Annotated in this window: 24 protein-coding genes; 9 read left to right on the top strand and 15 right to left on the bottom strand. The window is 74.7% G+C overall.

Translation table 11 applies throughout. From position 1 onward, the window contains the following. Window positions 1-72 precede the first annotated feature (72 nt). Complete coding sequence (locus ACZ6O2_RS03870) at window positions 73-546, bottom strand: MarR family winged helix-turn-helix transcriptional regulator (RefSeq protein ID WP_466021915.1); 474 nt, start codon at window positions 544-546, stop codon at window positions 73-75. A gap of 57 nt (window positions 547-603) precedes the next feature. Here ACZ6O2_RS03870 and ACZ6O2_RS03865 point away from each other — a divergent pair, with 57 nt between their 5' ends. From ACZ6O2_RS03865 to ACZ6O2_RS03855, 3 genes are all read left to right on the top strand, one after another. Continuing rightward, the gene (locus ACZ6O2_RS03865) at window positions 604-783 is read left to right on the top strand and encodes a hypothetical protein (protein ID WP_350712083.1); all 180 of its coding nucleotides are present in this window, start codon (window positions 604-606) and stop codon (window positions 781-783) included. Then, window positions 780-1,193 carry a PPOX class F420-dependent oxidoreductase gene (locus ACZ6O2_RS03860; protein WP_466021914.1) on the top strand — a complete coding sequence of 138 codons (414 nt, stop codon included), beginning with the start codon at window positions 780-782 and terminating at the stop codon, window positions 1,191-1,193. The genes ACZ6O2_RS03865 and ACZ6O2_RS03860 overlap by 4 nt, the downstream gene beginning before the upstream one ends. A 162-nt stretch (window positions 1,194-1,355) precedes the next feature. After that, window positions 1,356-2,435: an adenosine deaminase gene (locus ACZ6O2_RS03855; protein WP_466021913.1), complete on the top strand. Its 1,080-nt coding sequence runs from the start codon at window positions 1,356-1,358 to the stop codon at window positions 2,433-2,435. A gap of 21 nt (window positions 2,436-2,456) precedes the next feature. Here the strand turns inward: ACZ6O2_RS03855 and ACZ6O2_RS03850 are convergent, their stop codons facing one another. Beyond that, window positions 2,457-3,062 carry a uridine kinase family protein gene (locus ACZ6O2_RS03850; protein ID WP_357457336.1) on the bottom strand — a complete coding sequence of 202 codons (606 nt, stop codon included), beginning with the start codon at window positions 3,060-3,062 and terminating at the stop codon, window positions 2,457-2,459. Between the two features lie 192 nt (window positions 3,063-3,254). On the opposite strand from ACZ6O2_RS03850, the gene ACZ6O2_RS03845 reads away from it, so the two are divergent. The 4 genes from ACZ6O2_RS03845 (at window position 3,255) to ACZ6O2_RS03830 (ending at window position 8,327) form a co-directional block, all read left to right on the top strand. Further along, window positions 3,255-6,860, top strand: a complete 3,606-nt coding sequence (locus ACZ6O2_RS03845; protein ID WP_466021912.1) for a sensor histidine kinase — start codon at window positions 3,255-3,257, stop codon at window positions 6,858-6,860. Next, the gene (locus ACZ6O2_RS03840; RefSeq protein WP_067370442.1) at window positions 6,857-7,261 is read left to right on the top strand and encodes a roadblock/LC7 domain-containing protein; all 405 of its coding nucleotides are present in this window, start codon (window positions 6,857-6,859) and stop codon (window positions 7,259-7,261) included. Before ACZ6O2_RS03845 ends, ACZ6O2_RS03840 begins: the two co-directional genes overlap by 4 nt. A gap of 93 nt (window positions 7,262-7,354) precedes the next feature. Then, the gene (locus ACZ6O2_RS03835) at window positions 7,355-7,732 is read left to right on the top strand and encodes a DUF742 domain-containing protein (protein WP_030329021.1); all 378 of its coding nucleotides are present in this window, start codon (window positions 7,355-7,357) and stop codon (window positions 7,730-7,732) included. A gap of 1 nt (window position 7,733) precedes the next feature. After that, window positions 7,734-8,327, top strand: coding sequence for a GTP-binding protein (locus tag ACZ6O2_RS03830; protein WP_091260490.1), 594 nt, complete (start codon window positions 7,734-7,736; stop codon window positions 8,325-8,327). A gap of 88 nt (window positions 8,328-8,415) precedes the next feature. On the opposite strand, the gene ACZ6O2_RS03825 is transcribed toward ACZ6O2_RS03830, so the two are convergent. The 3 genes from ACZ6O2_RS03825 to ACZ6O2_RS03815 form a co-directional block, all read right to left on the bottom strand. Then, entirely contained in the window at window positions 8,416-9,639 is a 1,224-nt protein-coding gene (locus ACZ6O2_RS03825; protein WP_466021911.1) for an ABC transporter substrate-binding protein, read from the bottom strand. A 129-nt stretch (window positions 9,640-9,768) separates the two neighbouring features. Further along, window positions 9,769-12,114, bottom strand: a complete 2,346-nt coding sequence (locus tag ACZ6O2_RS03820; protein ID WP_466021910.1) for a transposase — start codon at window positions 12,112-12,114, stop codon at window positions 9,769-9,771. Between the two features lie 40 nt (window positions 12,115-12,154). Continuing rightward, window positions 12,155-13,093 (bottom strand): DNA primase, encoded by a 939-nt coding sequence (locus ACZ6O2_RS03815; RefSeq protein ID WP_466021909.1) that lies wholly within the window; start codon window positions 13,091-13,093, stop codon window positions 12,155-12,157. A gap of 117 nt (window positions 13,094-13,210) precedes the next feature. On the opposite strand from ACZ6O2_RS03815, the gene ACZ6O2_RS03810 reads away from it, so the two are divergent. Next, the gene (locus ACZ6O2_RS03810) at window positions 13,211-13,552 is read left to right on the top strand and encodes a PadR family transcriptional regulator (RefSeq protein WP_350703543.1); all 342 of its coding nucleotides are present in this window, start codon (window positions 13,211-13,213) and stop codon (window positions 13,550-13,552) included. A gap of 75 nt (window positions 13,553-13,627) precedes the next feature. Here ACZ6O2_RS03810 and ACZ6O2_RS03805 read toward each other — a convergent pair whose 3' ends face one another. From ACZ6O2_RS03805 to deoC, 10 genes are all read right to left on the bottom strand, one after another. Then, window positions 13,628-14,296 (bottom strand): permease prefix domain 1-containing protein, encoded by a 669-nt coding sequence (locus ACZ6O2_RS03805; RefSeq protein WP_350703541.1) that lies wholly within the window; start codon window positions 14,294-14,296, stop codon window positions 13,628-13,630. A 91-nt stretch (window positions 14,297-14,387) separates the two neighbouring features. Next, entirely contained in the window at window positions 14,388-16,169 is a 1,782-nt protein-coding gene (gene cydC / locus ACZ6O2_RS03800; RefSeq protein ID WP_466021908.1) for a thiol reductant ABC exporter subunit CydC, read from the bottom strand. Further along, complete coding sequence (cydD, locus tag ACZ6O2_RS03795) at window positions 16,166-17,845, bottom strand: thiol reductant ABC exporter subunit CydD (protein ID WP_350703537.1); 1,680 nt, start codon at window positions 17,843-17,845, stop codon at window positions 16,166-16,168. Before cydD ends, cydC begins: the two co-directional genes overlap by 4 nt. Further along, entirely contained in the window at window positions 17,842-18,849 is a 1,008-nt protein-coding gene (gene cydB / locus ACZ6O2_RS03790) for a cytochrome d ubiquinol oxidase subunit II (RefSeq protein WP_466021907.1), read from the bottom strand. Before cydB ends, cydD begins: the two co-directional genes overlap by 4 nt. 9 nt (window positions 18,850-18,858) lie before the next feature. Next, window positions 18,859-20,109 (bottom strand): cytochrome ubiquinol oxidase subunit I, encoded by a 1,251-nt coding sequence (locus ACZ6O2_RS03785; RefSeq protein WP_466021906.1) that lies wholly within the window; start codon window positions 20,107-20,109, stop codon window positions 18,859-18,861. Between the two features lie 136 nt (window positions 20,110-20,245). After that, complete coding sequence (locus ACZ6O2_RS03780; RefSeq protein WP_466021905.1) at window positions 20,246-21,148, bottom strand: M56 family metallopeptidase; 903 nt, start codon at window positions 21,146-21,148, stop codon at window positions 20,246-20,248. A gap of 10 nt (window positions 21,149-21,158) precedes the next feature. Continuing rightward, entirely contained in the window at window positions 21,159-21,623 is a 465-nt protein-coding gene (locus ACZ6O2_RS03775) for a BlaI/MecI/CopY family transcriptional regulator (RefSeq protein WP_350703530.1), read from the bottom strand. Between the two features lie 204 nt (window positions 21,624-21,827). After that, a complete protein-coding gene (locus ACZ6O2_RS03770; RefSeq protein ID WP_350703529.1) occupies window positions 21,828-22,652 on the bottom strand; it encodes an aldehyde dehydrogenase family protein in 825 nt (274 codons plus the stop codon). Next, complete coding sequence (locus ACZ6O2_RS03765) at window positions 22,645-24,075, bottom strand: aldehyde dehydrogenase family protein (protein ID WP_466021904.1); 1,431 nt, start codon at window positions 24,073-24,075, stop codon at window positions 22,645-22,647. The genes ACZ6O2_RS03770 and ACZ6O2_RS03765 overlap by 8 nt, the downstream gene beginning before the upstream one ends. Before the next feature lie 6 nt (window positions 24,076-24,081). Then, window positions 24,082-25,041: a deoxyribose-phosphate aldolase gene (deoC, locus tag ACZ6O2_RS03760; protein ID WP_466021903.1), complete on the bottom strand. Its 960-nt coding sequence runs from the start codon at window positions 25,039-25,041 to the stop codon at window positions 24,082-24,084. 134 nt (window positions 25,042-25,175) lie between these two features. On the opposite strand from deoC, the gene upp reads away from it, so the two are divergent. After that, on the top strand, window positions 25,176-25,808 hold the full coding sequence (gene upp / locus ACZ6O2_RS03755; RefSeq protein WP_334558303.1) for a uracil phosphoribosyltransferase: 633 nt from the start codon (window positions 25,176-25,178) through the stop codon (window positions 25,806-25,808). Window positions 25,809-25,967: the final 159 nt, after the last annotated feature.

Below are 25,967 nucleotides of genomic sequence, written 5' to 3'. Positions count from 1 at the left end.
TAGGCAGCCGGACGGGTCACTTCGATGGTGCGCGCACGCCGGTCGGATGGTGGTGCCTGCACCACCATCGGTTCACCGTCGGGCCCGGTCCATCCCGGTCAGGTGGTCGACCACGCGGTGGGTCAGCGCGTCCAGCGCGTCGACCTCGTCGGGGGTCAGCAGGTCGATGAGGTGCCGGCGGACGGCCGCCACGTGGCCCGGGGCGGCGGCCTCGATCGCGCGCCGGCCCTCGGGGGTGAGCGCGACGACCGCGCCCCGGCCGTCCGTCGTGCACTCCTCGCGGGTGACCAGGCCGCGCTGCCGCATGCGGGTGAGGTGGTGGGAGAGCCGGCTGCGGGACCAGAGCATCCGGTCGGCCAGCTCGCTGAGCCGCAGCCGCTGGTCGGGGGTCTCCGAGAGGTCGGACAGGACGTCGTAGTCCGGCTCGGACAGGCCCGCGTCCCGCGCGAGCTCGCGGGCCAGCTCCAGGTCGAGCAGGCGGCGCATCCGCCGGTAGCCCCGCCAGGCGCGCTGCTCCCGGTCGTCGAGCCAGCGTGGTTGCTCCATGCCGTCATCGTAGCCATCTGGTTGACATGTCATCAACCCGCTCCTAGGGTGCGTGACATGTCAACCAAATTGCCCGGCCGGCTGGTCCGGCTGCTGACCGGCCTCGTGCTGTTCGGCCGTCTGAACGTCATCGTCGCCAGCCCTCGATCCGGCCGGGTGGGCCGCCGGCCAAGCGACTGGTTCACCAAGGTCGCCCGGCTCACCGCCGCCCTCGCTCCGCTGCGGGTGTCGGCGTGACCGCCCGCCTGTGGGAGCTGTTCGGCGAACGCGGCCGGGGCGTGCTGGTCACCCTGCGCCGGGACGGCCGACCGCAGCTCTCCAACGTCGACTACCTGGCCGAGCCCGGCCTGATCCGGTGCTCCACCACCGCCGGCCGGGCCAAGGTGCGCAACCTGCGCCGCGACCCCCGGGTCAGCTTCCACGTCACCACGGTCGACGGCGGGGCGTACGCCGTGGCGGAGGGGATGGCCGCGCTCACCCCGCCGGCGGCGGCGCCCGACGACGCCACCGTCGAGGAGCTGGTCGAGGTCTACCGGCGGATCCGCGGCGAGCACCCCGACTGGGCCGACTACCGGGCGGCGATGGTCGCCGACGGCCGGCTGGTGCTCCGGCTCACCGTCGACCGGCTCTACGGCTGGCGCCCCTGACCGACGCGACGTCGCCCCGGTCGGGCCGGCGTGGCACGGGCGGCCTCCCGGGGCGCGTGACCCCGACCCCCGCCGGTCGCCGGCGCGGTCCGGGGCCTCTCGGTCCGGCTCTGCGAGTACGGCAGCGTGGGCCGGGAGGGCGGGGCCGACTAGGGTCTGGGCATGGTCGCGACAATCCGTTACGAGGACATCGTCAAGGTCCCGAAGGCGCTGCTGCACGATCACCTCGACGGCGGCCTGCGGCCGGCGACAATCGTCGAGCTGGCCGCCGAGGCAGGCCACGAGCTGCCCACCACCGACCCCGAGGCGCTCGGCCGGTGGTTCGTCGAGGCGGCCAACTCCGGCTCCCTGGAGCGCTACCTGGAGACGTTCGCGCACACCGTCGCCGTCATGCAGACCGCGCCGGCGCTGCGCCGGGTGGCCCGGGAGTGCGCGCAGGACCTGGCCGCCGACGGGGTGGTCTACGCCGAGGTGCGGTTCGCCCCCGAGCAGCACCTGGAACGGGACCTGACCCTGGACGAGGTGGTGGAGGCGGTGCTGGCCGGCTTCGTCGAGGGCAGCGCGCTGGCCGCCGAGGCGGGCACCCCCATCCGGGTCGGCACCCTGCTCACCGCCATGCGGCACGCCGCCCGGTCGCAGGAGATCGCCGAGTTGGCCGTCCGGCACCGGGACGCCGGGGTGGTCGGCTTCGACATCGCCGGCGCCGAGGCCGGCTTCCCGCCCACCCGGCACCTGGACGCCTTCGAGTACCTCCAGCGGGAGAACTTCCACTTCACCATCCACGCCGGTGAGGCGTTCGGCCTGCCGTCGATCTGGCAGGCGATCCAGTGGTGCGGGGCGGACCGGCTCGGTCACGGGGTGCGGATCGTGGACGACATCACCCCCGGCCCGGAGCCGGTGCTCGGCCGGCTGGCCGCGTACGTGCGGGACAAGCGGATCCCGCTGGAGCTGTGCCCGTCGTCGAACGTGCAGACCGGCGCCGCCGCCTCGATCGCCGACCACCCGATCGGGCTGCTGCGGGACCTGCGCTTCCGGGTGACGGTGAACACCGACAACCGGCTGATGAGCGGCACCTCGATGTCGCGGGAGATGGCCCTGCTGGCGGACGCCTTCGGCTACGGCTGGAAGGAACTCCAGTGGTTCACCATCAACGCGATGAAGAGCGCCTTCATCCCGTTCGACGAGCGGCTGAAGATCATCGACGAGGTGATCAAGCCGGCGTACGCCAAGCTGCTGGGCTGAGCGCGGGCCGCGCGGCCGGCGTCAGGGGCGGTGCGGGTGGCCGGCGAGCAGGCCGGCCACCCGGCGCAACACCTCGCCCGCCCGGGCGGCCTCCGCGCCGAGGCCGGTCTGCCGGCGCAGCACGGCCGGCTCGCTGCGCAGCAGCGTCAGCCCCCGGCGCACCAGCACCCGGGGTGCCTTGCGCTGTTCGGCGAGGTCGCGGGCCAGCCGGCGCACGAAGGTCGCGCCGCGCGGCCGGCGCAGGGCGTACGCCCCGGCGAGCAGCCCCCGCCGGCGGCACTCCTCGACGATGTCGGCAGCGAAAATCCCTTCGGCAACGAAGAGTGGCGAACCAGCTATGTCGAATGGCCGGGTGGACACGCGGCGGTCCTCACCGATCGCATAAACCGGCACATCGGCCTTGCCCTCCCTGGCCAGTCGGGCAATCGTTTCCACGGCGGCTTCGGCGTCCCAGGACCGGGGTGACTCCCAGTCGACCAGGCCGTCGCGTCGCGGCAACGTAGGGTCGTCGCCGTCCTTGTAGAAGTCGTCCAGGCATAGCACCGGGAGGCCAGTTCGCTGCGCTATGTACGACTTTCCCGAGCCGGAAGGGCCGGCGAGCAGGACAACGCGGTGGGGGTGATCCATTACCTTCAGTGACTCCGGCCAGACGGACTGCGATCAAATTGCATCAACATCTCATCACACCTCGAGTGACGGCCAACCTGGGCTTTCTCTTTGAGGGGTAGCGTGATGGAATCTCGGATGGTCCGACCCGCCGGGTCGGCCGCTGGGCGTTGCCCGAGGGCGACGCGGACGCATAATCGCGAGGGCGGTGACGTGAGCAAACGGCCAAAGACGGCGGGCTCCTTCCTGTCGCGGCTGCGCCGGCCGGCCGGTCGGCTCCGCGACATGCCGATCTGGTCCAAGCTCGGTCTCATCATGATCGTGCCGACCATCGCCACGGTCGTCGTGGGCACCAGCGGTCTGGTGGACCACCTGGAGACCCTCAACAATGCCAACCGCGCGGGTGACCTGGCCAATCTCGTCGGCTACTCGGGTGACCTGGTCGACACGCTCCAGGACGAACGGACCAACGCGCTGCGCCTGCTGGGCGTGCCGAAGGGGCAGGACGCGGCCCGCTTCAAGCAGGCGTACGAGGAGGCCAACGGCCGGGTCGACAAGGCATGGGGGCCGTACTCCCAGCAGCGGGGCAAGGTCGAGGACCTCCCGGCCAACCTCGAGACCCTGCTCCGCGAGATCGACCAGACCCTGACCGACCTTTCCGGCACCCGCAGTCAGGTCTTCAACGGCAAGCTCGGGCTCGTCCCCGCGATGCAGGCGTACGACGGCCTGATCGACAACCTGCTGAGCGTCCGCGACTCGGCCACCCAGCTCGCCGGCGACAACGAGCTGAGCGACCAGATGCGCGCCGCGACCGCCACCGCCCGGAACAAGGAGTTCCTGTCCCGCCGCCGGGACGTGGTGCACCGCGCGTTCATCCAGCAGCGGCTCACGCCGAACCTGCGCAACGAGTACATCGCCGCCAGCACCGGCTCCAGCCAGTGGCTGCAGAGCTTCCGGGTGGTGGCCTCCCAGTCCGAGCAGGAGTACTACGCGCAGGTGGTCGCCGGCCCCGACCTGCGCGAGGCGAACACCTACAACAGCTGGCTCAACGGCATCACCACCGCCGACACCCTGACCGGCGCGCCGTTCGACGCGGACGAGTGGGACGCGGCCATGGTGGCCAACGCCAAGCTCATCCGCACGGTCGAGTCGAAGATCGACGGCGACGTCGTCGCGGTCGCCGACGACCTGCGCTCGGACGTGCAGCGCCAGGTGTTCCTGGAGACCGGCCTGCTGCTCAGCATGCTGCTGCTGGCCATCCTCTTCGCCTACCTGGTCGCCCGCTCGATGGCCCGCTCGCTGCGCGACCTGCGGCAGGGCGCCCTCTCGATCGCCCAGTACGGCCTGCCCCAGGCGGTGGCCCGGCTGCGTGACCCCCAGGTCACCGGCCAGCTCTCCCCGGTGCAGCTCGCCAACCAGATCGCCGAGCCGCTGCCGGTGCGCAGCAAGGACGAGTTCGGCCAGGTGACGGAGGCGTTCAACGCGGTGCACCTGGAGGCGGTCCGTACCGCCGCCGAGCAGGCCGCGCTGCGCGCGTCCGTCGCCACGATGTTCGTCAACCTGGCCCGCCGGTCGCAGATCCTGGTCGACCGCCTGATCGGTCACCTGGACCGGCTGGAGCGCGGCGAGGAGGACCCGGACCGGCTGGCCGAGCTGTTCCAGCTCGACCACCTGGCCACCCGGATGCGCCGCAACGACGAGAACCTGCTGGTGCTCGCCGGCGCCGACTCCACCCGCGTGCAGCGCGAGCCGGCCGCGCTGATCGACGTGCTCCGGGCCGCCCAGTCCGAGGTCGAGCACTACACCCGGATCGAGTTCGGGGTGATCGACCGGGACATCGAGGTCGCCGCGCACGCCGTCAACGACATGGTGCACCTGGTCGCCGAGCTGTTCGACAACGCCACCGCGTTCTCGCCGCCGGACTCGCACGTCATGGTCGAGGCCCGCCGGGTCGGCGACCGCGCGTCGCTCTACGTCGAGGACCGGGGCATCGGCATCAGCCCCGAGCAGCTCAACGAGCTCAACGAGCGTCTCGCCACGCCGCCGCAGGTGGACGTGGCGGTCTCGCGGATGATGGGCCTGGTCGTGGTCGCCCGGCTGGCGTCCCGCCACGGCGTCAAGGTCGAGCTGCGTCCCGGCACCGACCGGGGCACCGTCGCCGAGGTGGTCATGCCCACGTCGGTGCTCGTGCCCCGGGCCCTCTCCGGCCGCGTGCAGTCGTCGCCCGCCCTGCCCGCCTCCGGCGCCCCGTCGTCCGGCCCGGCGTTCGGCGGGCCGTCCTCCGGCCCCGCCCCGGCGTTCGGCGGGCCGTCGTCCGGCCCCGCCCCGGCGTTCGGCGCGCTGCCGGCGCTCGGCAGCCGCCCGGCCAACCCGACGCCGACCCAGCGCCCCGGCGAGTCCGGCAACCAGGTCACCCTGGGCGGCCGGCCGTTCGACCCGGCGCCGCGCAACGGGGCCGGCACGTCGGCCTCGACGGGTGGGACGCGGTCCATGCCGGCCTGGTCCGACCTGACCGGCGCCAGCGGCACCACCAACGGCGAGGCATTCCGGCCGCGCACCTCCAACGGCCAGCCGATCGATCCGCTGCCGCAGCGGCGGTCCAGCGACGACCCGGACGCGACCGGCCAGCAGTCCGCCGTCCCGCGGCAGCTCCCCAGCAGCCCCGAGGCCCGGCCCTACTCGGCTCCGCCGGTCCCGCCGATCTCCGCGCCGCCGGTGCCCTACGCGGGCCCGCCGGTGTCGACCCCGCCGATTCCCTACTCCGCGCCCCCGGTGTCCAGCCCGCCGGTCTCCGGCATGCCGGTCTCGGCGTCGCCGGTCTCCGGCCACCCGGTCTCGGCCGCGCCGTTCTCCGGCCCGCCGGTCTCGGCGCCGCCGAGCGGCTCGCTGCCGCAGCGCCCGGTTCCCGGCGCGCAGGGCCCGGCCACGCCGGCACCGCCGGCCTGGCCGCCGGTCGCCGGGGCGGAGCGTGACGCCGTGACCCCGCCGGTGCCCGAGCGCCTCGCCGCCGCGCTGGACATGACCACCGAGCTGCCGCGGCTGCCCCGCCCCGGCGCGGAGCACCCGACCGCCCAGGCCCAGGCCCAGGCCCAGGCTCCGGAGCCGGTCGCCGCGCCGGCCCGGCCGACCGCCCCGCAGCAGGCCCAGAACCGGCAGCGGTACGCGGACGAGACGATGGAGCTGCCGATCTTCCGGGAGCTCGAGTCGGCCTGGTTCCGGACCCGTCGGCCGGGCCCGGAGGAGGCGGCAGCGCCCGCCGCGAAGACGGCGGCCAACGGCGCCGCGACCCAGCAGTTCGCCCGGGTCGACGCCGGCGGTCCGGGCCCGCAGCAGACACCACTCGGGACAGGTAACGCACCGATGGCAGAGAAGCCGACGGCCGGAGGAGCGCCGCGCGAGAACGGATCGACGGTCAACGGGGCTGCCCGCCCCGGTGTCGCCGACAGTTTCGGTCATCGCCGGCCCTCGCAGCAGCAGGGCAGCGGCTGGCAGACCGCCGCCGACGACGGGTGGCGCGCGGCTTCGGCGGCGACCGAGGTGCCGGTGGCGGCGACCACCTCGACGGGGCTGCCCAAGCGCACCCCCATGGCACAGTTGGTGCCGGGCGCGGTGGAGAAGCCCACCACCTCCGTGCAGCGGCGCACGCCGGAGGGTGTCCGTGGCCTGCTCTCGGCATACCACCGGGGCGTGCAGCGGGGGCGTACGCACCCGTCGGACAGCAACCCGACCAACCCGGAGGCGACTCCGGGAGGGCAGCAATCCTCGCAGTCTGGCTCAGGCCCGGTGGCCGGGAGCAGGCAGAAGGAGCAAGAAGGATGACAACTACGCAGGATCTCGGTTGGCTGCTGGCCAACTTCGCGGACCGGGTGCCCGGCGTCGCGCACGCGGTCGCCGTCTCCGCGGACGGCCTGCTCCTCGCGTCGTCTCGGGATCTCCCGCGTGACCGGGCCGACCAGTTGGCCGCGATCGCGTCCGGCCTGGTCAGCCTCACCCAGGGCGCGGCCCGCTGCTTCGAGGGGGGCGCGGTGCTGCAGACGGTGGTCGAGATGGACAACGGCTTCCTGTTCCTGATGTCCATCTCGGACGGCTCGTCGTTCGCGGTGCTCGCCGCCCGCAGCTGCGACGTCGGGCAGGTCGGCTACGAGATGGCCCTGCTGGTCGACCGGGTGGGCGACGCGTTGACCCCGCAGCCGCGTGCGGCCGCGGGCATGCTGGGCTGACGAACTGCTGACCGGTGAGGTCGGCGGGGCGACAACGACAACGACGGGCTCCATCCGGAGCCGGTGCCGGGTGCGAAGGAGGTGAGCGGCGACATGGCCGATCGTGACGAACCGACCGGGGCGTTGGTCCGTCCATACGCCGTGACCCGCGGTCGTACCCGCCCCCGTCTCGACATCGCGCTGGAGGCGCTCGTCGAGACGACGGTGCGCGGCCGGGCCGCTGCCAATGGCAACGGCGGCCAGGGCCGCGAGCACCAGTACATCGCCGCGCTGTGTGACGGACGTGTGCAGTCGCTCGCCGAGATCGCGGCGCGGATGCAGCTCCCGCTCGGTGTGGCCCGGGTGCTCATCGCCGACATGGCGACGGACGGCCTGGTCGCGGTCCACGAGCCGACCATTCTGGACGACTCGGACGACGCGGTGGGCACTGAACTGCTGGAGAGGGTGCTGAGTGGACTTCGCAGGCTCTGACATGTCGCACCGGCCGCCGGCCCCGAGCGGGCGCGTGACGTCGGCGAAGATCGTTATCGCCGGTGGATTCGGCGTCGGCAAGACGACGCTGGTCGGCTCGGTCTCGGAGATCACGCCGCTGACGACCGAGGCGATCATGACCTCCGCCGGCGTGGGCGTCGACGACACCCGGCAGGTGCCGGGCAAGACGACGACCACGGTGGCGATGGACTTCGGTCGTATCTCGATCGACCGCGATCTGATCCTGTACCTGTTCGGTACGCCGGGTCAGACCCGGTTCTGGTTCATGTGGGACGAGCTGGTGCGCGGCGCGATCGGCGCGGTCGTGCTGGTGGACACCCGCCGGCTGGCCGACTGCTTCGCGGCGATCGACTTCTTCGAGCACCGGCGGCTGCCGTACCTGGTGGCCATCAACTGCTTCGACGGGATGCAGTACCACGACCCGCAGGACGTCCGGGACGCGCTCGCGATCTCGAGCGACGTGCCGGTGGTGGCCTGTGACGCCCGGAACCGGGAGTCGACGAAGCACGTGCTGATCTCGCTGGTCGAGTACGTGCTCACCATGCGGCGCTCGCGCGCCGTCGCCCCGGCCTGATCGCTTCGACGAGCGCCCGGCGGCGGCTTCGGCCGTCATCGGGCGCTCGTCGCTGCCCGCGTCCGGGTCGGGCCGGCGTGGGCGGACGTCAGGACACCCGGGTCCAGGCGCCCGAGCTGACGGTGTAGAGGCCCAGTGACCCCTGGTCCATGCCGCCGTGCCGGATGGGGGTGAAGGAGTACATCCCCACCATCCCCTCGGTGACCTGGTTCTGCAGGAACGCCCGCAGCCGTCCACGGTCGACGCTGGTGGAGAGCCGGGCCGCGTCGGCGATCAGCTGCACGGCGTCGGACGCGTACGGGGCGAAGCCGCTGAACCCGCCGTGCAGCTGCACGTAGCGGTAGACGAAGTCCTTGCGTTGCAGCGCCGACATGGTGGTGTTGGCGAGCATGGCCCCGCCCAGCGAGACCGGGTGGACCGCGTACGCGCCCTCCATCAGGGAGGCGTTGGCGCCCTCCAGGGTCTCCTCGGCGACCGCGCCCGCGTCGAGGAAAACCGGCCCGTCGTAACGGGCCCGGCGCAGCGCCCCGACGGCGGCGGCGGAATCCGGGGCGGTCGCCCAGACCACCACGCCGTCCGGGCGGGCGGCGGCCGTCGAGCGGGCGGCACGACGGAAGTCCTCGCCGGTGCGGGGCAGCCGGATGCTGGCCGCCGGCTCCATCCCGGCCGTCCGCAGGGCCCCGGTCATGGCCCGTACGCCCGAGTCGCCGTGCAGCCCGTGCGCGGCCAGCACCGCCACCCGGCGCAGCCGCTGCGAGGCGACCAGCCGGGCCAGCCGCCGGGCCATGTCACCGGCGTCCGGGGTGAGCTTGTAGACGTACGTCCGCTGCGGCAGCGGCAGCACGATGCCGTCGCCGAAGCCGAGCGAGAGGAACGGCACCCGCTGCTGCTGCGCCACCTCGGCGAGGGCGATCGAGGTCTCGGCCATGGTGCCGCCGAGCAGGGCGTGCACGCCGGTGTCGCGGGCCAGCTCGGTGGCCTGCCGGGCCGCCAGCCGGGGATCGCCGGCGTTGTCCCGCACCTCCAGTCGTACGGTGCGGCGCAGGTTGCCGACCGGCACGCCCTTGTCGTTGAGCGCCTCGGCGGTGATGTCCAACGCCCGCTGCTGGAGTACGCCAAGTGCCGCACCGGGCCCGGTCAGCTCCAGGCTGGCCCCGATCAGCAGCTCGTGACCGCCCGGCGCGGCCGTCCTGACGGGATCCCCCTCGCCGGCATCGCCGCGCCCGCAGGCGCTGAGCAGCAGGCTGCCCGCCGTCGCGGCCAGCAGGCCGCGACGGGTGAGCACGGAGGGGTTGGTTGCTGATGTCGCCACGAGTCGCCTTCCCACCCCGGCGACCCCTGCCGCCGGCTGTTCCGCCGGGTATGCTCCCGGCCGCCGCGACCCGGCGTCAAATTATCCGGGTGTGGGCAGGAACACGCAGGTGGAAGGTGGTTTGTCCACTCAGGAGCGGTAGCCGGCGGAGCGGTACTCGTATTCCCGGTCGTCGTCGCGGTCGCCGGTGTCGCGGCTGAAGTCCCAGCCCCCGGCGGCCTCCCGGCCGGGTCGGCCGCCGACCGCGAACCCGCCGATCTCCTGCCCGCGGCGCCAGCCGCGGAAGTAGCCGGTGGTGTTCTCGGCGAGGCTCGCCGCGTCCCGGACGATCCGCAGCGGACGCTCGTCCCGCAACGGGGACCCGGGGACGAGGTTGGCCTGCGGGACCCGCCTGGGCAGCCCGGCCGCTGTCTCCGCGCCGACCGCCGGGCGGGCGGCCTGCTCGGCCGCCTGCCAGCCGGTGTCGGCCGTGGTGGACCAGTCCAGGTCGGACTCCTCGGCGTGCCCGACGAACCAGGCGGACTTCGCCTGGGCGAAGATCAGCAGGTCGCCGTCGCCCTCGTCGGAGACCGGCGGGGGCCGCCGCTCCACGGGTGGCGCCGGTCGATGCTCGGCCACCGGGCGCTCGGCGCGGGCGGCCGGGCGGCCGTTGCGTCCGGGCTCCTCGCGGTCGACCAGCCGCAGCGGCGGCGTCTCCGGGTCCGCGGCCTGGCCCGGCCCGCCACGCAGCGCGCGGTCGGCCAGCGGCGGCGGCTCGACCAGGCGCAGCATCGGCGGTTCCTGGGGCAGGTCGTCGGCGAGCCAGGGCGGGGTGACCCGACGCTCGGCGCCCGGGTCGGTCGGCGCGTCGATGCCGCTTCCGCCCCGGTCGCGGTAGGGGCCGGCGACCGGGTTCTTGGCCGGGCTGTCGGACGGGTCCTCCGGGTTGTTGACCAGTGGCCAGTTGGCCCGGGACCCGGGGGGAGCGGACTCCTGGTCGGGCCGCGGCGTGGGCACGGGCACGCTGTGGTCGGTGGCGCTGAAGCCGCCCGTGGGCGCGGGGGGCTCGCCGGTGGTCTTGGGCCGGGGCGGGATCACTGTGCGCTGCCGCTCGGCGCGGGCGCTCTGGATCGCCGCGGTGGTCAGCGTGGGCCGGAACGGCTCCCCGGCCTCGGCCGGGGGCACGGCGCCGCGCTGTGCCGGGGCGATCGGGGTGATGCCGGGCGGCGGGGGCGGCGGCGCGGAGACCGGGCGGTTGGTCGGGCCGTCGATCCGGCTCGGCGCCGAGGCCGGCCGCGAGGGCGGCGCGGAGACGGGCGGACCGGCCACCGCGGCCGGGGTCACCGGCGCCGGGGCGACCGGCGGCGGCGCGACGGGCGCCGGGGCGACCGGCGGCGGGCCGAGTGGCCGCGGCGCCGGGGGCGGCGTCGCGCCGGAAACGGGTTCCGGCCGGCTCCGGCGACCGCCGGACGGGGCCGACTCGGGCTCCGTCACCCGGGCGGGACGCGGGCCCGCTCCGGTGGGGGCGAGGCCGGGCAGGTCGCCGACCGGCTCGCCGCGTCGGGCCGCGGCCCGACGTCCGGGGGCCGACGCGGCGGGCGTGCCCGTGCGGGCGTTGAGCGCGCCGACCAGGGCCTCGCAGCCGGCGTCGCACGCCCGGACGGAGGCGACGGCCTGCCGCACGGTCTCCGCCACGGCGGAGGTGAGGACGCGGTTGACCGTGGCGCGCCGCGGCGTCTCGCTGATGGCGACCCGCAGGGCGGTCACAGCGTCGGTGAGCTCCTCGGCGCCCGCGACCCCGTCGGCCGCGAGCCGCGCCGCGATCGCGTCGGCAGCGACCGGAACCTCGCGGCCGCTGAGCATGCCCGGCTCGGGCAGCGCGTCCAGGACGGCCAGCGAGACCGGCTCGGCCGGGTCCGGGTACGCGCGTAACGCGGCCGGGTAGAGCTCGCGGAGCACCTCGCGCAGCGCGACGGCGGCGGAGTGCCGCCCGCTGGCCAGCGCGGCGTGCGCGGCGAGCACCTGCTTGTATCCGGCGAGGTCCCGGGGGGTCGGGAGGGTGACGGCGGAGAGCGCGCCGGCCTGCAGGGCGCGGGCCAGGCCGACGGCGCGCCGCTCGGCCGGGGGCGACTGCATCTCCTCCAGGGAGTCGTCGTCGGCGAACCGCTCGGCGAAGTCGTCGACGGAGTCGTCGTCGGCGATCGCCAGGGGGCGACCCGCGGCGCTGAGCAGCGAGGTGACCGTGTGGTCGTCGCTGTCGGCGGCGATCGCCGCACCGCTCGGCCCGCCCGACCGCTCCACGAGCAGCGCGACCAGCTGGGCGTAGCCAGCCGGGTCGTCGCCGATCTCGCAGACATGCAGCAGACGGCCTGCGTCGTCGACCACAGCGGACGTCAGCGCCGAACCGGCCGAAGCCGGTCGGTCGGCCGGATCCGCCGAGGCCAGACCGCAGTACACGCGCACGAGCGCCACGGCGTCGTCCTCCTCCCGGGACACAAGGCTTTCTCTGCCAGAGACTGATGCTCCCCGTAAAGGGTCAGTCGCGCCAGTCCACGACCGCAGAGATCTTGCCGACAATGGTGCGCCAACCCAGACTTGCGGTTTGTGCCCCGATTTTCTTCAGCCGCCGACGGCCGAAGAACCCACCGACGCCGCCGTCGACCGTGGCACGCAGCGCCTCGTCCAGGTCGTCCAGGCTGGAACCGGCGGAGAGCATGTCCAGCACCGCGGGCAGGCGCAGAGCGTACGCCAGGTCACGGGCCACCTCGCCGGCCTCGATGAGCAGCGTCGGGTCCCAGGTGTCGTGCCCGCCGCGGAGGTTCTCCACCACCAGGTCGAGCTCGTAGATGTCCTCGTCCAGCGGCGCGATGTCGGCCGGCTCCACCCGTTCGGACAGCTCGCCCCAACTGTCCAGTTGGGACAGGTCGTTGGGCGCGCCGGAACGGATGAAGCTGACCAGCGACTCGGGCGTCTTGAACAGCAGCAGCTTGCCGCGGTGGCTGAGGAAGACCGGGACCTCCTCGTCGCCCGCCTCGTCCTCGGTCTCGGCGACCGCCTCGGCGTCCTCGTCGTCGGCCGTGTCGCGGCGGGCCTTGCCGTCCTCCTCGTCGCTCTCGGCGAACTCCTGGGCGACCTCCTCGTCGAGGATGACGACCGTCTCGTCGTCCTCGTCCTCCTCGACGACCTGGCGGCGGGCCAGGAACGGGTCGTCCTGGTCGCGCTCGGCGACGTCGGTGGGGGTCAGTTCCCGCGCCGGCCGGTACGCCCGGAGCGTGTAGCCGGTGCCGGCGGGCAGCGCGATCTCCACCGGGTCGATCCGCAGCTCGTCCCAGAGGGCGCGGGCGGCCTCGGCCGAGACGGTTGCGGTGTCGGACTCGGCCGTGTCGTCCACGTCGTCGAGCTCGGGCTCGTCGGCGTCGGGCCGTTGGGGCGACTGGCGGGCCACGCTGACCTCCGTGTGCTTCGGGTTGCCCACCCGCCGGCGTGCGCCGCCGACGAGTGACTCTGGGCACATACCCTAGTGGGCGACTCCGGGTGACCGTGGCCGCACCCCGGTGGCGGAGCGGCCCGCCAACAAGTAGCCTCTCTACGCATGAAGGCCCAGGCGCTGCACGGACACCTCGACGCGCTGCTGCTCGCCGTGCTTGAGCAGGGCTCGATGCACGGCTACGCGATCATCGAGGCGCTGCGGAACCGCAGCGACGGCCAGCTCGACCTGCCCACCGGCACCATCTACCCGGCGCTGCGCCGTCTGGAGCGGGCCGGCCACGTGGCCAGCACCTGGAGCACCGTCAACGGGCGCGAGCGGCGGACCTACCAGCTCACCGACGCGGGGCGGCGGGCGCTGGCCGGGGAGCGGTCCGGGTGGCGCGAGTTCAGCAGCACCGTCGGCCGGTTCCTCGACACCGACGCCCCACCCACCGCGCCCGCCTGACGACGCCCCGCCCGGCCCGCCGACGGCCGGCACCGCGATCCGTGGGCACCTCTGCGGGGCGGCCGGCCCGCGGGGTCAGCGGGCGGCGAGCAGCCAGGTGCGGGCGGCCCGGCCGAGCCACACGTAGCCGGCGGCGGCCGCCACGGCTCCGACGAGCATCGGCGGCCAGGTGAGCGCGCCCTCCCACAGCCCGATCGACCACGCGAAGAGGGCCGCGCCGGCCAGCACGCCGAGGGCGAGGACCCCGGTCAGCGCCGCGCCCACCGCCCGGCCGATCGCGCCGTTGCCGCGCAGCGCCCACCGGCCGGCCCCGGCCAGCAGCAGCCCGACCGCCGCCAGCACGAACGCGGCGGCCCAGATCCAGTTCACCGAGGCCGACAGCAACTGGTAGCCGGCCGGCGGGCGGGGCCCGTCGCTCCAGCTCGCCCCCCGCCAGGTGAGGTCGCCGGCGACGAACGCGAGCGCGGCCAGCCCGAGCACCCGCAGCGACAGCCCGCGCAGCGCGCCCACCGCCAGCTCCGCCTGGTAGGCCGGGGCGAGCAGCGCCGCGGAGCCGAACTCGGCCACCGCCCGGCGCTGGGCCTCCGCCGCTGGCAGCCCGTCCTCCCGGTACGCGTCGACGGCGTCCAGCAGGCCGTGCCGCGCCTCGGTCAGCAGGCCGGACTTCAGCCGGCGCGGCCCGCGCAGGCGCGCGTCCAGCTCCCGCAGCCGCTCCTCCACCATGGTCGCGTCGTCGCACCGCATGGCACCACCCTGCCACGGATGGCCGCTGGGCGGCGTCCGGGGCAACCCTGGCCCGACCCGGAGGTGGGGGCCGGGGAGGAGCGGGCCGGGCTCAGGGGCGCAGCGCCAGGTACCCGCGTTCGGCGGCCTCCTGGAGCAGCCACTGGTCCCGGTACCAGCCGGGGGCCGCGACGAGATCCGCGTGCCGGCCGCGCTGGGCCACCCGGCCGGCGTCCAGCACCACGATCTCGTCGAGGTCGGCCAGCCCGCTGAGCCGGTGGCTGATCAGCAGCACGGAGTGCCCGGCCGGGGTGGCCGCCAGCGCGGAGGCGAGCACCGCGTCGGCGGCGGCGGGGTCGAGCCCCTCGGTCGGCTCGTCGAGCACCAGCACGCCCGGCGCGGCGAGCAGCGCCCGGGCCAGCGCGAGCCGCTGCCGTTGGCCGCCGGAGAGCTGACCGCCCTCCTCGCCGACCACGGTGTCCCAGCCGTCCGGCTGCGCGCGCACCCAGTCCAGCAGCCCGGCCGCCGCGGTCGCCGCCGCCAGTTCGTCCTCGTCGGCGTCGGGCCGCCCGAGCAGCAGGTTGTCCCGCACGGTGGCGTGGAAGACGTACGCCTCGGCGAGCAGCCCGCCGACCGCGCGGGGCAGCTCCCCGGCCCGGTACGTCGACAGGTCCCGCCCGTCCAGGGTGACCCGCCCGCGCTCGGGGCTTACGGAGCCGGTGAGGACGGCGGCGAGGGTGCTCTTGCCGGCGCCGCTCGGCCCGACCACGGCCACCCGGCGGCCGGGCGGCAGCTCCAGGTCGAGCCCGTCCAGGGCGGGCGCGGCGCCCTCCCGGTAGCGCACGGTCAGCTCCTCGAACCGCACGTCGTACGGCCCGGGGCCGACCGGCGCCCCGTCGGACGTGGGCGCCTCGTCCGCCTGCTCCAGCAGGGCGGCCACCCGGGTCAGGCCGGTGCGGAGCTGGGTCCACTGCCGGGCGGCCCCGACCAGCGCCAGCGCGATCTCGACGGCGGCGAGCGTGCCGACCGCCAGTACGCCGACCAGCACCCCGTCCACGTCCGCCGCCAGGGCGGCGAGCACCACCGCGCCGGCGGTCAGCCCGGCCACCAGCACCCCGGCCGCGTCGACGGCGAACCCGGTGGCGGCGAGCCGCCGCTCCAGCCGGGCCAGGCGCCGCGCGCGTTCCCCGGCCGCGTCCAGCGCGTGCCCGGTGGCGCCGAACGCGGCCAGGTCGGCGGCGCCGTGGGTGAGGTCGACCGCGTCGGTGGCGAGCGCGCCGCGCAGCGGCGCCAGTTCGGCGGCGGCGCGCCGGGTCAGCGCGGTGGCCAGGGCGGGCAGCGCGACCCCGGCGACCAGCAGCCCGACGGCGAGCGCCCCGGCGGCGGCCGGCGAGACGAGCGCCGCCCCGCCGACCGCGACCAGGCTGACCAGGGCCGCCGCCGAGGCCGGCACCAGCACCCGCAGCAGCAGGTCCTGAACCGCCTCCACGTCCGAGACGAGCCGGCTCAGGGCGTCGCCCGAGCGCTGCCGGAGCGTCGGCCGGGCGGCGAGGCTGGCGAACACCCGGGCGCGGACGTCGGTGATCAGCCGCAGCACGGCGTCGTGCCCGGCGAGCCGCTCGGTGTAGCGGAGCACCCCCCGGCCGACCGCCAGCGCCCGGACCGCGACGATCGCCACGGTGAGGCGGTCCAGTGGGGGCCGGCCGGCGGCGCTCATCAGGAGCCAGGTCGCGGTGGCCATCAGGGCGAGGCCGGCGAACTCGGTGGCGGCGGCGAGCAGCCCCGCGCCGAGCAGCCGGTTCAGGTACGGCCGGGCCAGTCGCAGCACGGTCCGCTCGGGGGAGCGGGCGCGGGTCTCGGCGGAGTCGCCGGGCGGCATCGGCTCGTCGGTCATCGGGTCGCCTCCCCGGCCGCCGCCGGGGTCAGCTCCGTGACCCGGCCGTCCTCGATCCGCAGGATCCGGTCCGCGTCGGCGAGCAGCGCCGGCCGGTGCGCCACCAGCAGGGCCGTCCGCCCGGCCACCAGCCGACGGGTGGCGTCGAGGACGACGGCCTCGCTCGCGGTGTCCAGCCGGGCGGTCGGCTCGTCGAGCAGCACCACCGGGGCGTCCCGCAGGAACGCGCGGGCCAGCGCGACCCGCTGCCGCTGCCCGCTGGACAGGCCGTGCCCGCGCTCGCCGAGCACGGTGGCGAGCCCGTCGGGCAGCCCGGCGACCACGTCGTCCAGGGCGGCGTCGCGCACGGCGGTGGCGAGGGCCGCGTCCGGGGTGTCGGGGGCGCCGAGCCGGATGTTGTCGGCCAGCGAGGCGGCGAAGAGGTGGGCCCGCTGCGGCACCCAGGCGACCTGGCGGCGCCAGGCGTCCAGGTCCGTGCCGGCCAGGTCCACGCCGCCGACGGTGACCCGGCCGGCGGTCGGGGCCACGAAGCCGAGCAACAGGCCGAGCAGCGTGCTCTTGCCGGCGCCGCTCGGGCCGACGACCGCGACGCGTTCGCCCGGCCGGATGGTCAGCGTGACGTCGCGCAGCGCGGTGGTCCGCTCGTACGCGACGGTCACCGACTCGAACCGGATCTCGCCCCGGCCGTCCGGCGTCGCCGCGCCCCCGCCGGGTGCGACCGGCGAGGGGGCGGCGGCCGAGAGGGTGAGTGCCTCGTCCAGCGCGGTCAGGCCCTCCATGCTGGCGTGGAACCGGCTGCCGGCCGCTCGCAGCGGCAGGTACGCCTCCGGCGTGAGCAGCAGCACCAGCAGCGCGGTCTGCAGGGTCAGGCCGCCGCCGAGCAGCCGTACGCCCACCGGCACGGCGACCAGCGCCACCGAGAGGGTGGCGACCAGTTCCAGCACCAGGGCGGAGAGGAACGCGATCCGCAGCGTCTTCATGGTCGCCACCCGGTGCCCGTCGGCCATCCGGCGGACGGCGTCGGTCTGCGCCCGGGCCCGGCCGAACGCGCGCAGCGTGGGCAGCCCGGCGACCATGTCGAGGAAGTGCCCGCCGAGCAGGGAGAGCCGCCGCCACTGCCGCTCGGTGGCGGCCTGCGCCTGCCAGCCGAGCAGCGCGCCGAAGATCGGGATCAGTGGCAGGGTGGCCGCGATGATCAGCGCCGAGCTCCAGTCGGCGACGAAGACCCGCACCAGCACGGCGACCGGCACGGTGACGCTCAGCACGAGCTGCGGCAGGTAGCCGGTGAAGTAGGCGTCCAGCGCGTCCAGCCCGCGCCCGGCCAGCGTGGCGAGCTGCCCGGCGCGCTGGCCGGCGACCCAGCCGGGGCCCTGCCGCCCGACCGCCCCCAGCAGCTCCTCGCGCAGCGCCGCCTTGACCGTCGCCGCGACCCGCGCCGACACCGTGCCCTGCGCCCAGACCAGCAGCGAGCGGGCGGCCACCGCGGCGACGAAGCCGGCCAGGGCGGGCCGGTCCAGCCGCCCGTCGAACCCGGTCGCCAGCAGCGCGGCCAGCGCGGTGGCCTGCGCGACGACCAGCCCCGCGGCCAGCACGCCGAGCAGCGCGAGCACGGCGAGGTCGCGCCGGGCCGCGGGGACCCGGCGCAGCAGACGCGGGTCGAACGGGCGGCGGTTCACCAGTACACCGGTGCCCTGCCGTCGGTCCGTCCCCGGAAAACCCACCAGCACATCGCCTGAAAGCCTAGTAGGGCCGGCAGGAGCGGCACCGTCAGCCAGCCCAGCAGCCGCAGCGTGGGCGCGCTCGCCGCCGCGTCGGCCACCGTCAGGGACGCGCCGGGGTCGACCGTGGAGACCAGCGCGTAGGGCCAGAGGGTCGCGCCGACCAGCGCCACCGGCAGCGCCAGGGCCGCCCCGGTGGCGGCGAAGGCGAGCCCGGGTCGCCGCCGGCCGAGCGCCACCCGGGCCGCCAGCACCGCCGCCACCAGCAGAAACGGCAGCAGTACGCCCACCGCGGGCTGCCGCGCGGCGGCGCGTACGTCGGCGGAGAGCAGGCCGAGCGCGGTGGCCGCGCCGACGGCGACGAGCGCCACCGGGACGAGCCGGCGGGCCAGCCGCCCGACCGGCGCGGCCTCGGCGGCCGGCAGCCGGAGGGTGAGGAAGGTCGCACCGTGCAGGGCGACCAGCGCGACGACGGCGAGGCCGGTGGCGGCCACGAACGGGGTGAACAGGTGGGTCACGCCGGCGACGTGCCCGTCGGCGTGCAGCGGCACGCCCTGGAGCAGCCCGGCCAGCAGGGCGCCCCAGCCGAGCGCGGCGAGCAGGCTGCCGACGACCACGATCCGGTCCCAGCCGGCGCGGGCCCGTGGGCCGGCCGGGCGGCTGCGCAGTTGCACGCCGACCGTAACGAGGATCACCCCGGTCAGCGCGCCGACCACGGCCGGGTAGAAGCCGGAGAGCAGTTCCCCCTCCAGCACGGGGAAGGCGCCGAACAGGATGCCGACGGCGGCCACCAGCCAGACCTCGTTGCCGAGGAAGAACGGGCCGACGGCGTTCAGGGCGGCGCGGCGGCGGGCCGGGTCGGCGCCCCGGGCGAGCAGCAGGCCGACGCCGTAGTCGTAGCCGCCGAGCACCAGGTAGGTGGCGAAGAAGAGGCCGAGCAGGGCGTACCAGGCGAGTTCCACGTCGTCTCCTCAGGCGAAGGCGGGCTCGGGGCGGGGGTCGGCCGGCGGCTGCTGCGGCGGGCGGCCCAGGGCGGGGTCGTGCGCGCCCCGGGCGGCGTGCCGGGCCAGCAGGACCCAGTTGGTGACGGCGAGGGCGCCGAGCAGCAGGCTGAATCCGATCAGCGAGGCGAGCATCAGCCACGGGTCGACCGGCGACACCGCCCGGTCCACCGGCAGCAGCCCGTACGCGATCCAGGGCTGGCGGCCGACCTCGCGGGAGATCCAGCCGAGGATCACCGCGACGAACGGCAGCGGCAGGGCGAGCAGGATGATCCAGAGCGGGAAGCGCAGCCGCACGGCCCAGTCCCGCCAGAGCAGGGGGAGCAGTAGCCAGAGCAGGCCGAGACCGAAGCCGATCAGGATCATGAAGCCGAGGCCGACGCTGGCCAGCACGGGCGGGCTGTAGTCGCCGGGGCCGAACCGCGCGGTCCAGTCGGCGACCAGCGCGTCCGCCGCGGGGCCCCCGCCGAACTTGGTGGGCTGCACCTGCCCGACCGGGCCGAACTGGGCGAAGCCGAAGCTCTGCACCATGCTGATCGACAGCGCCGCGGTGACCAGGCCGATCCGCAGCGAGGTGCGGAACAGCGCGTAGTCCGGGGTGCGCCGGATCAGGTGCCAGGCGCTGACCGCGGCCATCAGCATCCCGCCGACCAGCAGCGCGGCGGAGACCACGTGGGCGAAGGCCATGCCGAGGCTGGGGTTGGTCAGCAGCGCGGTGAAGTCGGTGAGGTGGGCGACGCCGTCGCGCACCTCGTATCCGACCGGGTTCTGGAGCCAGGAGTTGGCCACCATGATCCAGAACGCCGAGGCGTACGCGGTGAGCGCGACGCCCCAGAGCAGGGCGAGGTGGACGCCCTTGCGCAGCCGGTGCCAGCCGAAGATCCACATGCCGAGGAACGTCGACTCCAGGAAGAACGCGACCAGCGTCTCGATGGCCAGCGGCGCCCCGAAGACGTTGCCGACGTAGCGCGACAGGCCGCTCCAGTTCAGCCCGAACTGGAACTCCATCACGATGCCGGTGGCGATGCCGAGCACGTAGTTGATCACGTAGAGCTGGCCCCAGAAGCGGGTCAGCCGTTCGTAGACCGGCTTGCCGGTCAGCACGGCGGTGGTCTGCAACCCCACGAGCAGGGTGACCAGGCCGAGGGTGACCACCACGAACAGGAAGTGGATCGAGGTGGTGGTGGCGAACTGCAGGCGGGCGAGGAGCAGCGTGTCCATGGCCGGCTCTCCGTACTGTCGGCTCACTTGTCGTAGTGAGCCTACACGTAGGTTGCCTACACATGACTACTACGCATTGTCGTAGAAAAGAGTACGACAATGCGTAGTAGTTGAGGGGCGCGTCGGACGCGCCGGGTCAGCTGAGGAAGAGCGAGATCGGCAGGACGGCCAGCGTGGTGGCCACCGACAGGGCGACGGCGCCGAGCACCCGGGGCGGCCGGTCGGCGACCAGCAGGCGCTGCACCCGGACGTCCAGGTCACGGTCGCCGAGACCGAGGGCGCCGGCCGGAGTGATCCGACTTCCGGCTGCGGCGAACCGGCGCAGCGCGCGGCCCAGCGCCTCGGGGTGCGCCTCCCGGGCCTTGTCGTCGGCGCGCATCTCGACCAGCAGCGCGACCCGCTCGTGGATCCCGCGCACCCAGCCGAACCAGGGCAGCGCCCGGCAGAGCGCGGTGAACGGGAGCAGCACCAGGTCGTGCCGTTCCTGGGCGTGGGCCCGCTCGTGGCTGAGTACCGCCGCCAGCTCGGCGCGGTCCAGCAGGCTGAGCGCCCCGGCGCTGACCACCACCTGCGGTTTCACCCCCGGCAGGCAGTACGCCGCCGCGCTCGGGTGGTCGAGCACGAGCGCGCCGGGCGCCGCCGGATCGTTCCGGGCCACCAGGGCGAGCAGGTCCCGGTGCCGGCGCTGGGCGCGCAGCGTGTGGAGCAGGGTGCGTACGGTCGCGGTCAGCAGCACGGCGCCGATGCCGAAGCCGAAGGCGACCAGGCTCAGCTGGACGGCCCCGAGCCCGGGCGGCAGGGTGCCGTGCACCAGATCGCCGCCCAGGGCCAGCAGCGCGCTCCCGGTCGGCCGGTCGTACGGAGCCAGACCCACCGCGATCGGCAGGCCCACCTCGGAGAGGCCGAGCGCCAGCCCGATCGCCTGCCAGCAGATGATCGCGACCCGGGGGCTGCGCCACGGCCAGGTGGAGCGGGCCAGCACCTGCGCGGTCAGCAGGCAGGCCAGCATCGACGCGGCGAAGTGCAGAGCGTACGCCACGGCCGTCGCCCTACCGGTCCGCGACCTCGTCGGCGACGGGCGGGCGGACGACCCGGTCGGTCGGCGCCTCGACCCGGTCGGTCAGCTCACCCGGAGCAGCCGGCATGCCGCCGGCGGCCTCGGCGGCCAGTGCGGCGCGCAGCACCTCGGCCTCGGTGCCGGTCACCGAGTGGGCGAAGCGCACCAGCGCGGCGTCCCGGCTGCCGCCGAGGTCCAGGGCGTCGAGCATGAGCTGGGCGATGTGCGCCTCGCGGCTGGCGGCGGCCCGGTAGCGCCAGGCCCGCCCCTCCCGCTCGCGCTGCACCATGCCCTTGCCGGCCAGCCGGTCCAGCACGGTCATCACCGTGGTGTACGCCAGCTCGCGGCCGTCCAGCGCGTCGGCCACCTCGCGCACGGTGATCCCGTCCGACGTGACGGGGACCGAGTCCCACAGCACGTCCATCACCGCACGTTCGAGATCACCAAGCCGAGTCACGCCGCAATCCTACCCCTGGTAGTAGACCCGTCTCAGGCCAGCACACCCGAGCCGCCCCTCCCCGGGCAGTACACCTGAGCCCGACCCCCTCCCGCGGACCTGGCCGAAGAGGGTTTCGGGGGGAGCCCGCGCGGAGGGATCAAGCCTGACCGCCCGGAGCGGGTGGGCTCCCCCCCCGAAACCCCACGCGGGCCGACCGCGACCTCACACCCCCTTGGGGTGCCAGACCGTCTTCGTCTCCAGGAGGCTGGTCATCCGCGTGATCCCCGGGTCGGCGAACCAGTCGTGGTCGGCCGGGGCCGGCCGGAGCACCCGCTTCAGGTTCTCCGCCGCCCTGACCTCCAGCTCCGCCGCCAGTTCGGCGTCGGTCACCCCGGTCAGGTCGATCGCGTTGACGTCCATGTGGCTCGCCAGCGTCGGCACGGTCTCCGACAGGCGGCCGGTCAGGATGTTGACCACCCCGCCCGGCAGGTCGGAGGTGGCCAGCACCTCGGCCAGGGTCACCGCGGCCAGCGGCGCCGCCGGCGAGGCCGCCACCACGACGGTGTTGCCGGTGACGATCGCCGGGGCGATCACGCTGACCAGGCCCAGCAGCGCCGGCTGCTCCGGGGCGGCCACCGCCACCACGCCGGTGGGCTCCGGCGAGGAGAGGTTGAAGTACGGCCCGGCGACCGGGTTGGCGCCGCCGTACACCTGGGGCAGCTTGTCGGACCAGCCCGCGTACCAGACCCAGCGGTCGACCGCCGCGTCCACCTCGTCGCCGGGCACGCCGAGGGCGACGAACTGCTCGCGCCGACCCTCCAGCATCTCGGCCACCCGGTAGAGGATCTGACCCCGGTTGTACGCGGTCGCCCCGGCCCAGCCCTTCACGGCGGCGCGGGCGGCGACGACGGCGTCCCGCGCGTCCTTGCGGGAGGCCAGGGAGACATTCGAGTCCTGCACGAGATACGACCGTCCCGACTCGCTGCGCGGGAACTTCCCGCCGATGAAGAGCTTGTACGTCTTGCGTACCGCGACCCGCTCAGACATTGAGGTAGCCCTCCAGCCCGTGCCGGCCGCCCTCGCGACCGTAACCCGACTCCTTGTAGCCGCCGAACGGCGAGGTGGGGTCGAACTTGTTGAACGTGTTGGCCCAGACCACACCGGCGCGCAGCCGGTCGGCCATCCACAGGATCCGGGAGCCCTTGTCGGTCCAGATCCCGGCCGACAGCCCGTACGGCGTGTTGTTGGCCTTCTCGACGGCCTCGGCCGGGGTGCGGAACGTCAGCACGGACAGCACCGGGCCGAAGATCTCCTCGCGGGCGATCCGGTGCGCCTGGGTGACCCCGGTGAAGATCGTCGGCGCGAACCAGAAGCCGCGCTCCGGCAGCTCGCACGGCGGCGACCAGCGCTCGGCGCCCTCGGCGGACCCGGCCTCGGACAGCTGACGGATCCGCGCGAGCTGGGCGGCGGAGTTGATCGCGCCGATGTCGGTGTTCTTGTCCAGCGGGTCGCCGACCCGGAGCTGGGCCATCCGGCGCTTCAGCGACTCCAGCACCCGGTCGGCGACCGACTCCTGCACCAGCAGGCGGGAGCCGGCGCAGCAGACGTGGCCCTGGTTGAAGAAGATGCCGTTGACGATGCCCTCGACCGCCTGGTCGACCGGGGCGTCGTCGAAGACGATGTTGGCCGCCTTGCCGCCCAGTTCCAGGGTGAGCTTCTTGCGGGTGCCGGCCACGGCGCGGGCGATGGCCCGGCCCACCTCGGTCGAGCCGGTGAAGGCGACCTTGTCCACGCCCGGGTGCTCGACCAGCGTGCGGCCGGTGTCGCCGGCGCCCGTGACGATGTTGACCACGCCGGCGGGCAGGTCGGCCTGCTGGCAGATCTCGGCGAAGAGCAGGGCGGTCAGCGGGGTGGTCTCGGCCGGCTTCAGCACGACCGTGTTGCCGGCGGCGAGGGCCGGGGCGATCTTCCAGGCCAGCATCAGCAGCGGGAAGTTCCACGGGATGACCTGCGCGGCCACGCCCAGCGGGCGCGGGCTCGGCCCGAAGCCGGCGTGCTCCAGCTTGTCGGCCCAGCCGGCGTAGTAGAAGAAGTGGGCCGCGACGAGCGGGAGGTCGACGTCGCGGGACTCCTTGATCGGCTTGCCGTTGTCCAGCGACTCCAGCACGGCCAGCTCGCGGGAGCGCTCCTGGATGATCCGGGCGATCCGGAACAGGTACTTGGCCCGGTCCCGGCCCGGCATCGGACCCCAGACCTTCTCGTACGCCTGCCGGGCGGCGCGGACGGCGCGGTCCACGTCCTGCGCGCCGGCCTCGGCGACCTCGGCGAGCACCTCCTCGGAGGCCGGGTTGATCGACTTGAAGCTGCCGCCGTCGGTCGGGTCGACGAACTTCCCGTCGACGAAGAGCCCGTACGAGGGCTTGATGTCCACCACCGAGCGGGACTCGGGGGCGGGTGCGTATTCGAACATCGGCTCTCAGTCCAGGGTGAAGTAGTCGGGACCGGAGTAGGTGCCGGTCGTCAGCTTGGTGCGCTGCATGAGCAGGTCGTTGAGCAGGCTGGAGGCGCCGAACCGGAACCAGTCCGGCTCCAGCCAGTCCGCGCCGACGGTCTCGTTGACCATCACCAGGTACTTGATCGCGTCCTTGGTGGTCTTGATGCCGCCGGCCGGCTTCACGCCGACCTGCCGGCCGGTGGCGGCGCGGAAGTCGCGGACCGCCTCCAGCATCACCAGGGTCACCGGCGGGGTGGCGGCCACCGGGACCTTGCCGGTGGAGGTCTTGATGAAGTCGCCGCCGGCCAGCATCGCCAGCCAGGAGGCGCGGCGCACGTTGTCGTACGTGGCCAGCTCGCCGGTCTCCAGGATCACCTTGAGGTGGGCGTCCCCGCAGGCTTCCTTGGTGGCCACGATCTCGTCGTAGACCTCCTTGTAGCGGCCGGCCAGGAACGCGCCCCGGTTGATCACCATGTCGATCTCGTCGGCGCCGGCCGCGACGGCGGCCCGGGTGTCGGCGAGCTTGACCTCCAGCGGCGCCTGACCCGACGGGAACGCGGTCGCCACGCTGGCCAGGTGCACGCCCGAGCCGCGCAGCACCTCGGCGACGTGCGGGACCATCGAGGGATAGACGCAGACCGCCCCGACGTGCGGGCAGGACGGGTCGGCCGGGTCGGGGCGCAGGGCCTTGGCGGCGAGCGCCCGCACCTTGCCGGGGGTGTCGGCCCCTTCCAGGGTGGTCAGGTCGACCATCCGGATCGCCAGGTCGATGGCCTGCGCCTTGGCGGTGGTCTTGATGGAGCGGGTGCCGAGCTGTGCCGCCCGCTGCTCCGCGCCGACCTGGTCCACGCCGGGCAGGCCGTGCAGGAAGGTCCGCAGAGCGGTCTCGGATCGTCCCAGCTCGGAGAGTTCCGACCGGGCCGACGTCGCTGTCGCCGTCATGCTCCGAAGTCTACGCATCCGGCCGATGCGTGATCTTGGTCACGGTGCCGTCGGTCGATCCGGGTGGTGAGCGACGTCGCTGCTCCGCCCGCACTCGCAGTGCGGGTGCGGACGGACCGGTAGGTTGAGCGATCGTGGACGTACACGTCATTGACCATCCGCTCGCCCAGTCGCGGCTGACCGCCATGCGGGACGCGCGCACCGACTCCTCCTCGTTCCGGGCGGCGCTGCACGAACTCACCACCATGCTGGTGTACGAGGCCGCGCGCTCGTTCCCGATCGAGAAGTACCCGGTGCAGACCCCCGTCACCGGCACCGAGGGCACCCGGCTGGCGAACCCGCCGCTGCTGGTGCCGGTGCTGCGGGCCGGCCTGGGGATGGCCGACGCCGCGCTCGGCCTGCTGCCGGAGTCGTCGATGGGCTTCGTCGGCCTGGCCCGCGACGAGGAGACGTACGAGCCGCGCGCCTACATGGAGTCGCTGCCCCGGGACCTGAGCGGCCTGCCGGTGCTGGTGCTCGACCCGATGCTCGCCACCGGCGGCTCGCTGGAGCACTGCTGCCGGCTGCTGGCCGACCGGGGCTGCACCGACATCACCGTGCTCTGCGTGCTCGCCGCGCCCGTCGGCATCGAGCGGCTGGAGCGCTCCGGCCTGCCGCTGCGCCTGGTCACCGCCTCGATCGACGAGGGCCTCAACGACCGGATGTTCATCGTGCCGGGCCTCGGCGACGCCGGCGACCGCCAGTTCGGCGGTATGCCCCGCTTCTAGGCGGAGCCCACACGCCACACCACCCGCCCCGGCGCCGCCGGGGCGGGTGCCCCCGGCCGGCAGGCCGACCCACCCGGCCGGTGACCCGCCGCCCCGGCCGACAGGCCGTCCCGCCCCGGCCGGTGACTTCCCGCCCGGCCGCTGGTAACGATCCGCCCC

Source organism: Micromonospora sp. NPDC048040 (assembly GCF_055587185.1).
The sequence above is the reverse complement of the archived record's forward strand: the minus strand, read 5'-3'. Positions and strand labels throughout refer to the sequence as shown.

What these genes read in the sequence shown, in the direction of transcription:
- ACZ6O2_RS03840 (WP_067370442.1), top strand. Translation starts at nt 6,857, where the DNA reads ATGACAACTACGCAGGATCTCGGTTGGCTGCTGGCCAACTTCGCGGAC.
- cydC (WP_466021908.1), bottom strand. Translation starts at nt 16,169, where the DNA reads ATGACCGACGAGCCGATGCCGCCCGGCGACTCCGCCGAGACCCGCGCC.
- ACZ6O2_RS03785 (WP_466021906.1), bottom strand. Translation starts at nt 20,109, where the DNA reads ATGGACACGCTGCTCCTCGCCCGCCTGCAGTTCGCCACCACCACCTCG.
- ACZ6O2_RS03865 (WP_350712083.1), top strand. Translation starts at nt 604, where the DNA reads ATGTCAACCAAATTGCCCGGCCGGCTGGTCCGGCTGCTGACCGGCCTC.
- ACZ6O2_RS03770 (WP_350703529.1), bottom strand. Translation starts at nt 22,652, where the DNA reads ATGTCTGAGCGGGTCGCGGTACGCAAGACGTACAAGCTCTTCATCGGC.
- ACZ6O2_RS03830 (WP_091260490.1), top strand. Translation starts at nt 7,734, where the DNA reads ATGTCGCACCGGCCGCCGGCCCCGAGCGGGCGCGTGACGTCGGCGAAG.
- deoC (WP_466021903.1), bottom strand. Translation starts at nt 25,041, where the DNA reads ATGACGGCGACAGCGACGTCGGCCCGGTCGGAACTCTCCGAGCTGGGA.
- ACZ6O2_RS03850 (WP_357457336.1), bottom strand. Translation starts at nt 3,062, where the DNA reads ATGGATCACCCCCACCGCGTTGTCCTGCTCGCCGGCCCTTCCGGCTCG.
- ACZ6O2_RS03765 (WP_466021904.1), bottom strand. Translation starts at nt 24,075, where the DNA reads ATGTTCGAATACGCACCCGCCCCCGAGTCCCGCTCGGTGGTGGACATC.
- ACZ6O2_RS03870 (WP_466021915.1), bottom strand. Translation starts at nt 546, where the DNA reads ATGGAGCAACCACGCTGGCTCGACGACCGGGAGCAGCGCGCCTGGCGG.
- ACZ6O2_RS03805 (WP_350703541.1), bottom strand. Translation starts at nt 14,296, where the DNA reads ATGCGGTGCGACGACGCGACCATGGTGGAGGAGCGGCTGCGGGAGCTG.
- ACZ6O2_RS03810 (WP_350703543.1), top strand. Translation starts at nt 13,211, where the DNA reads ATGAAGGCCCAGGCGCTGCACGGACACCTCGACGCGCTGCTGCTCGCC.
- ACZ6O2_RS03835 (WP_030329021.1), top strand. Translation starts at nt 7,355, where the DNA reads ATGGCCGATCGTGACGAACCGACCGGGGCGTTGGTCCGTCCATACGCC.
- ACZ6O2_RS03855 (WP_466021913.1), top strand. Translation starts at nt 1,356, where the DNA reads ATGGTCGCGACAATCCGTTACGAGGACATCGTCAAGGTCCCGAAGGCG.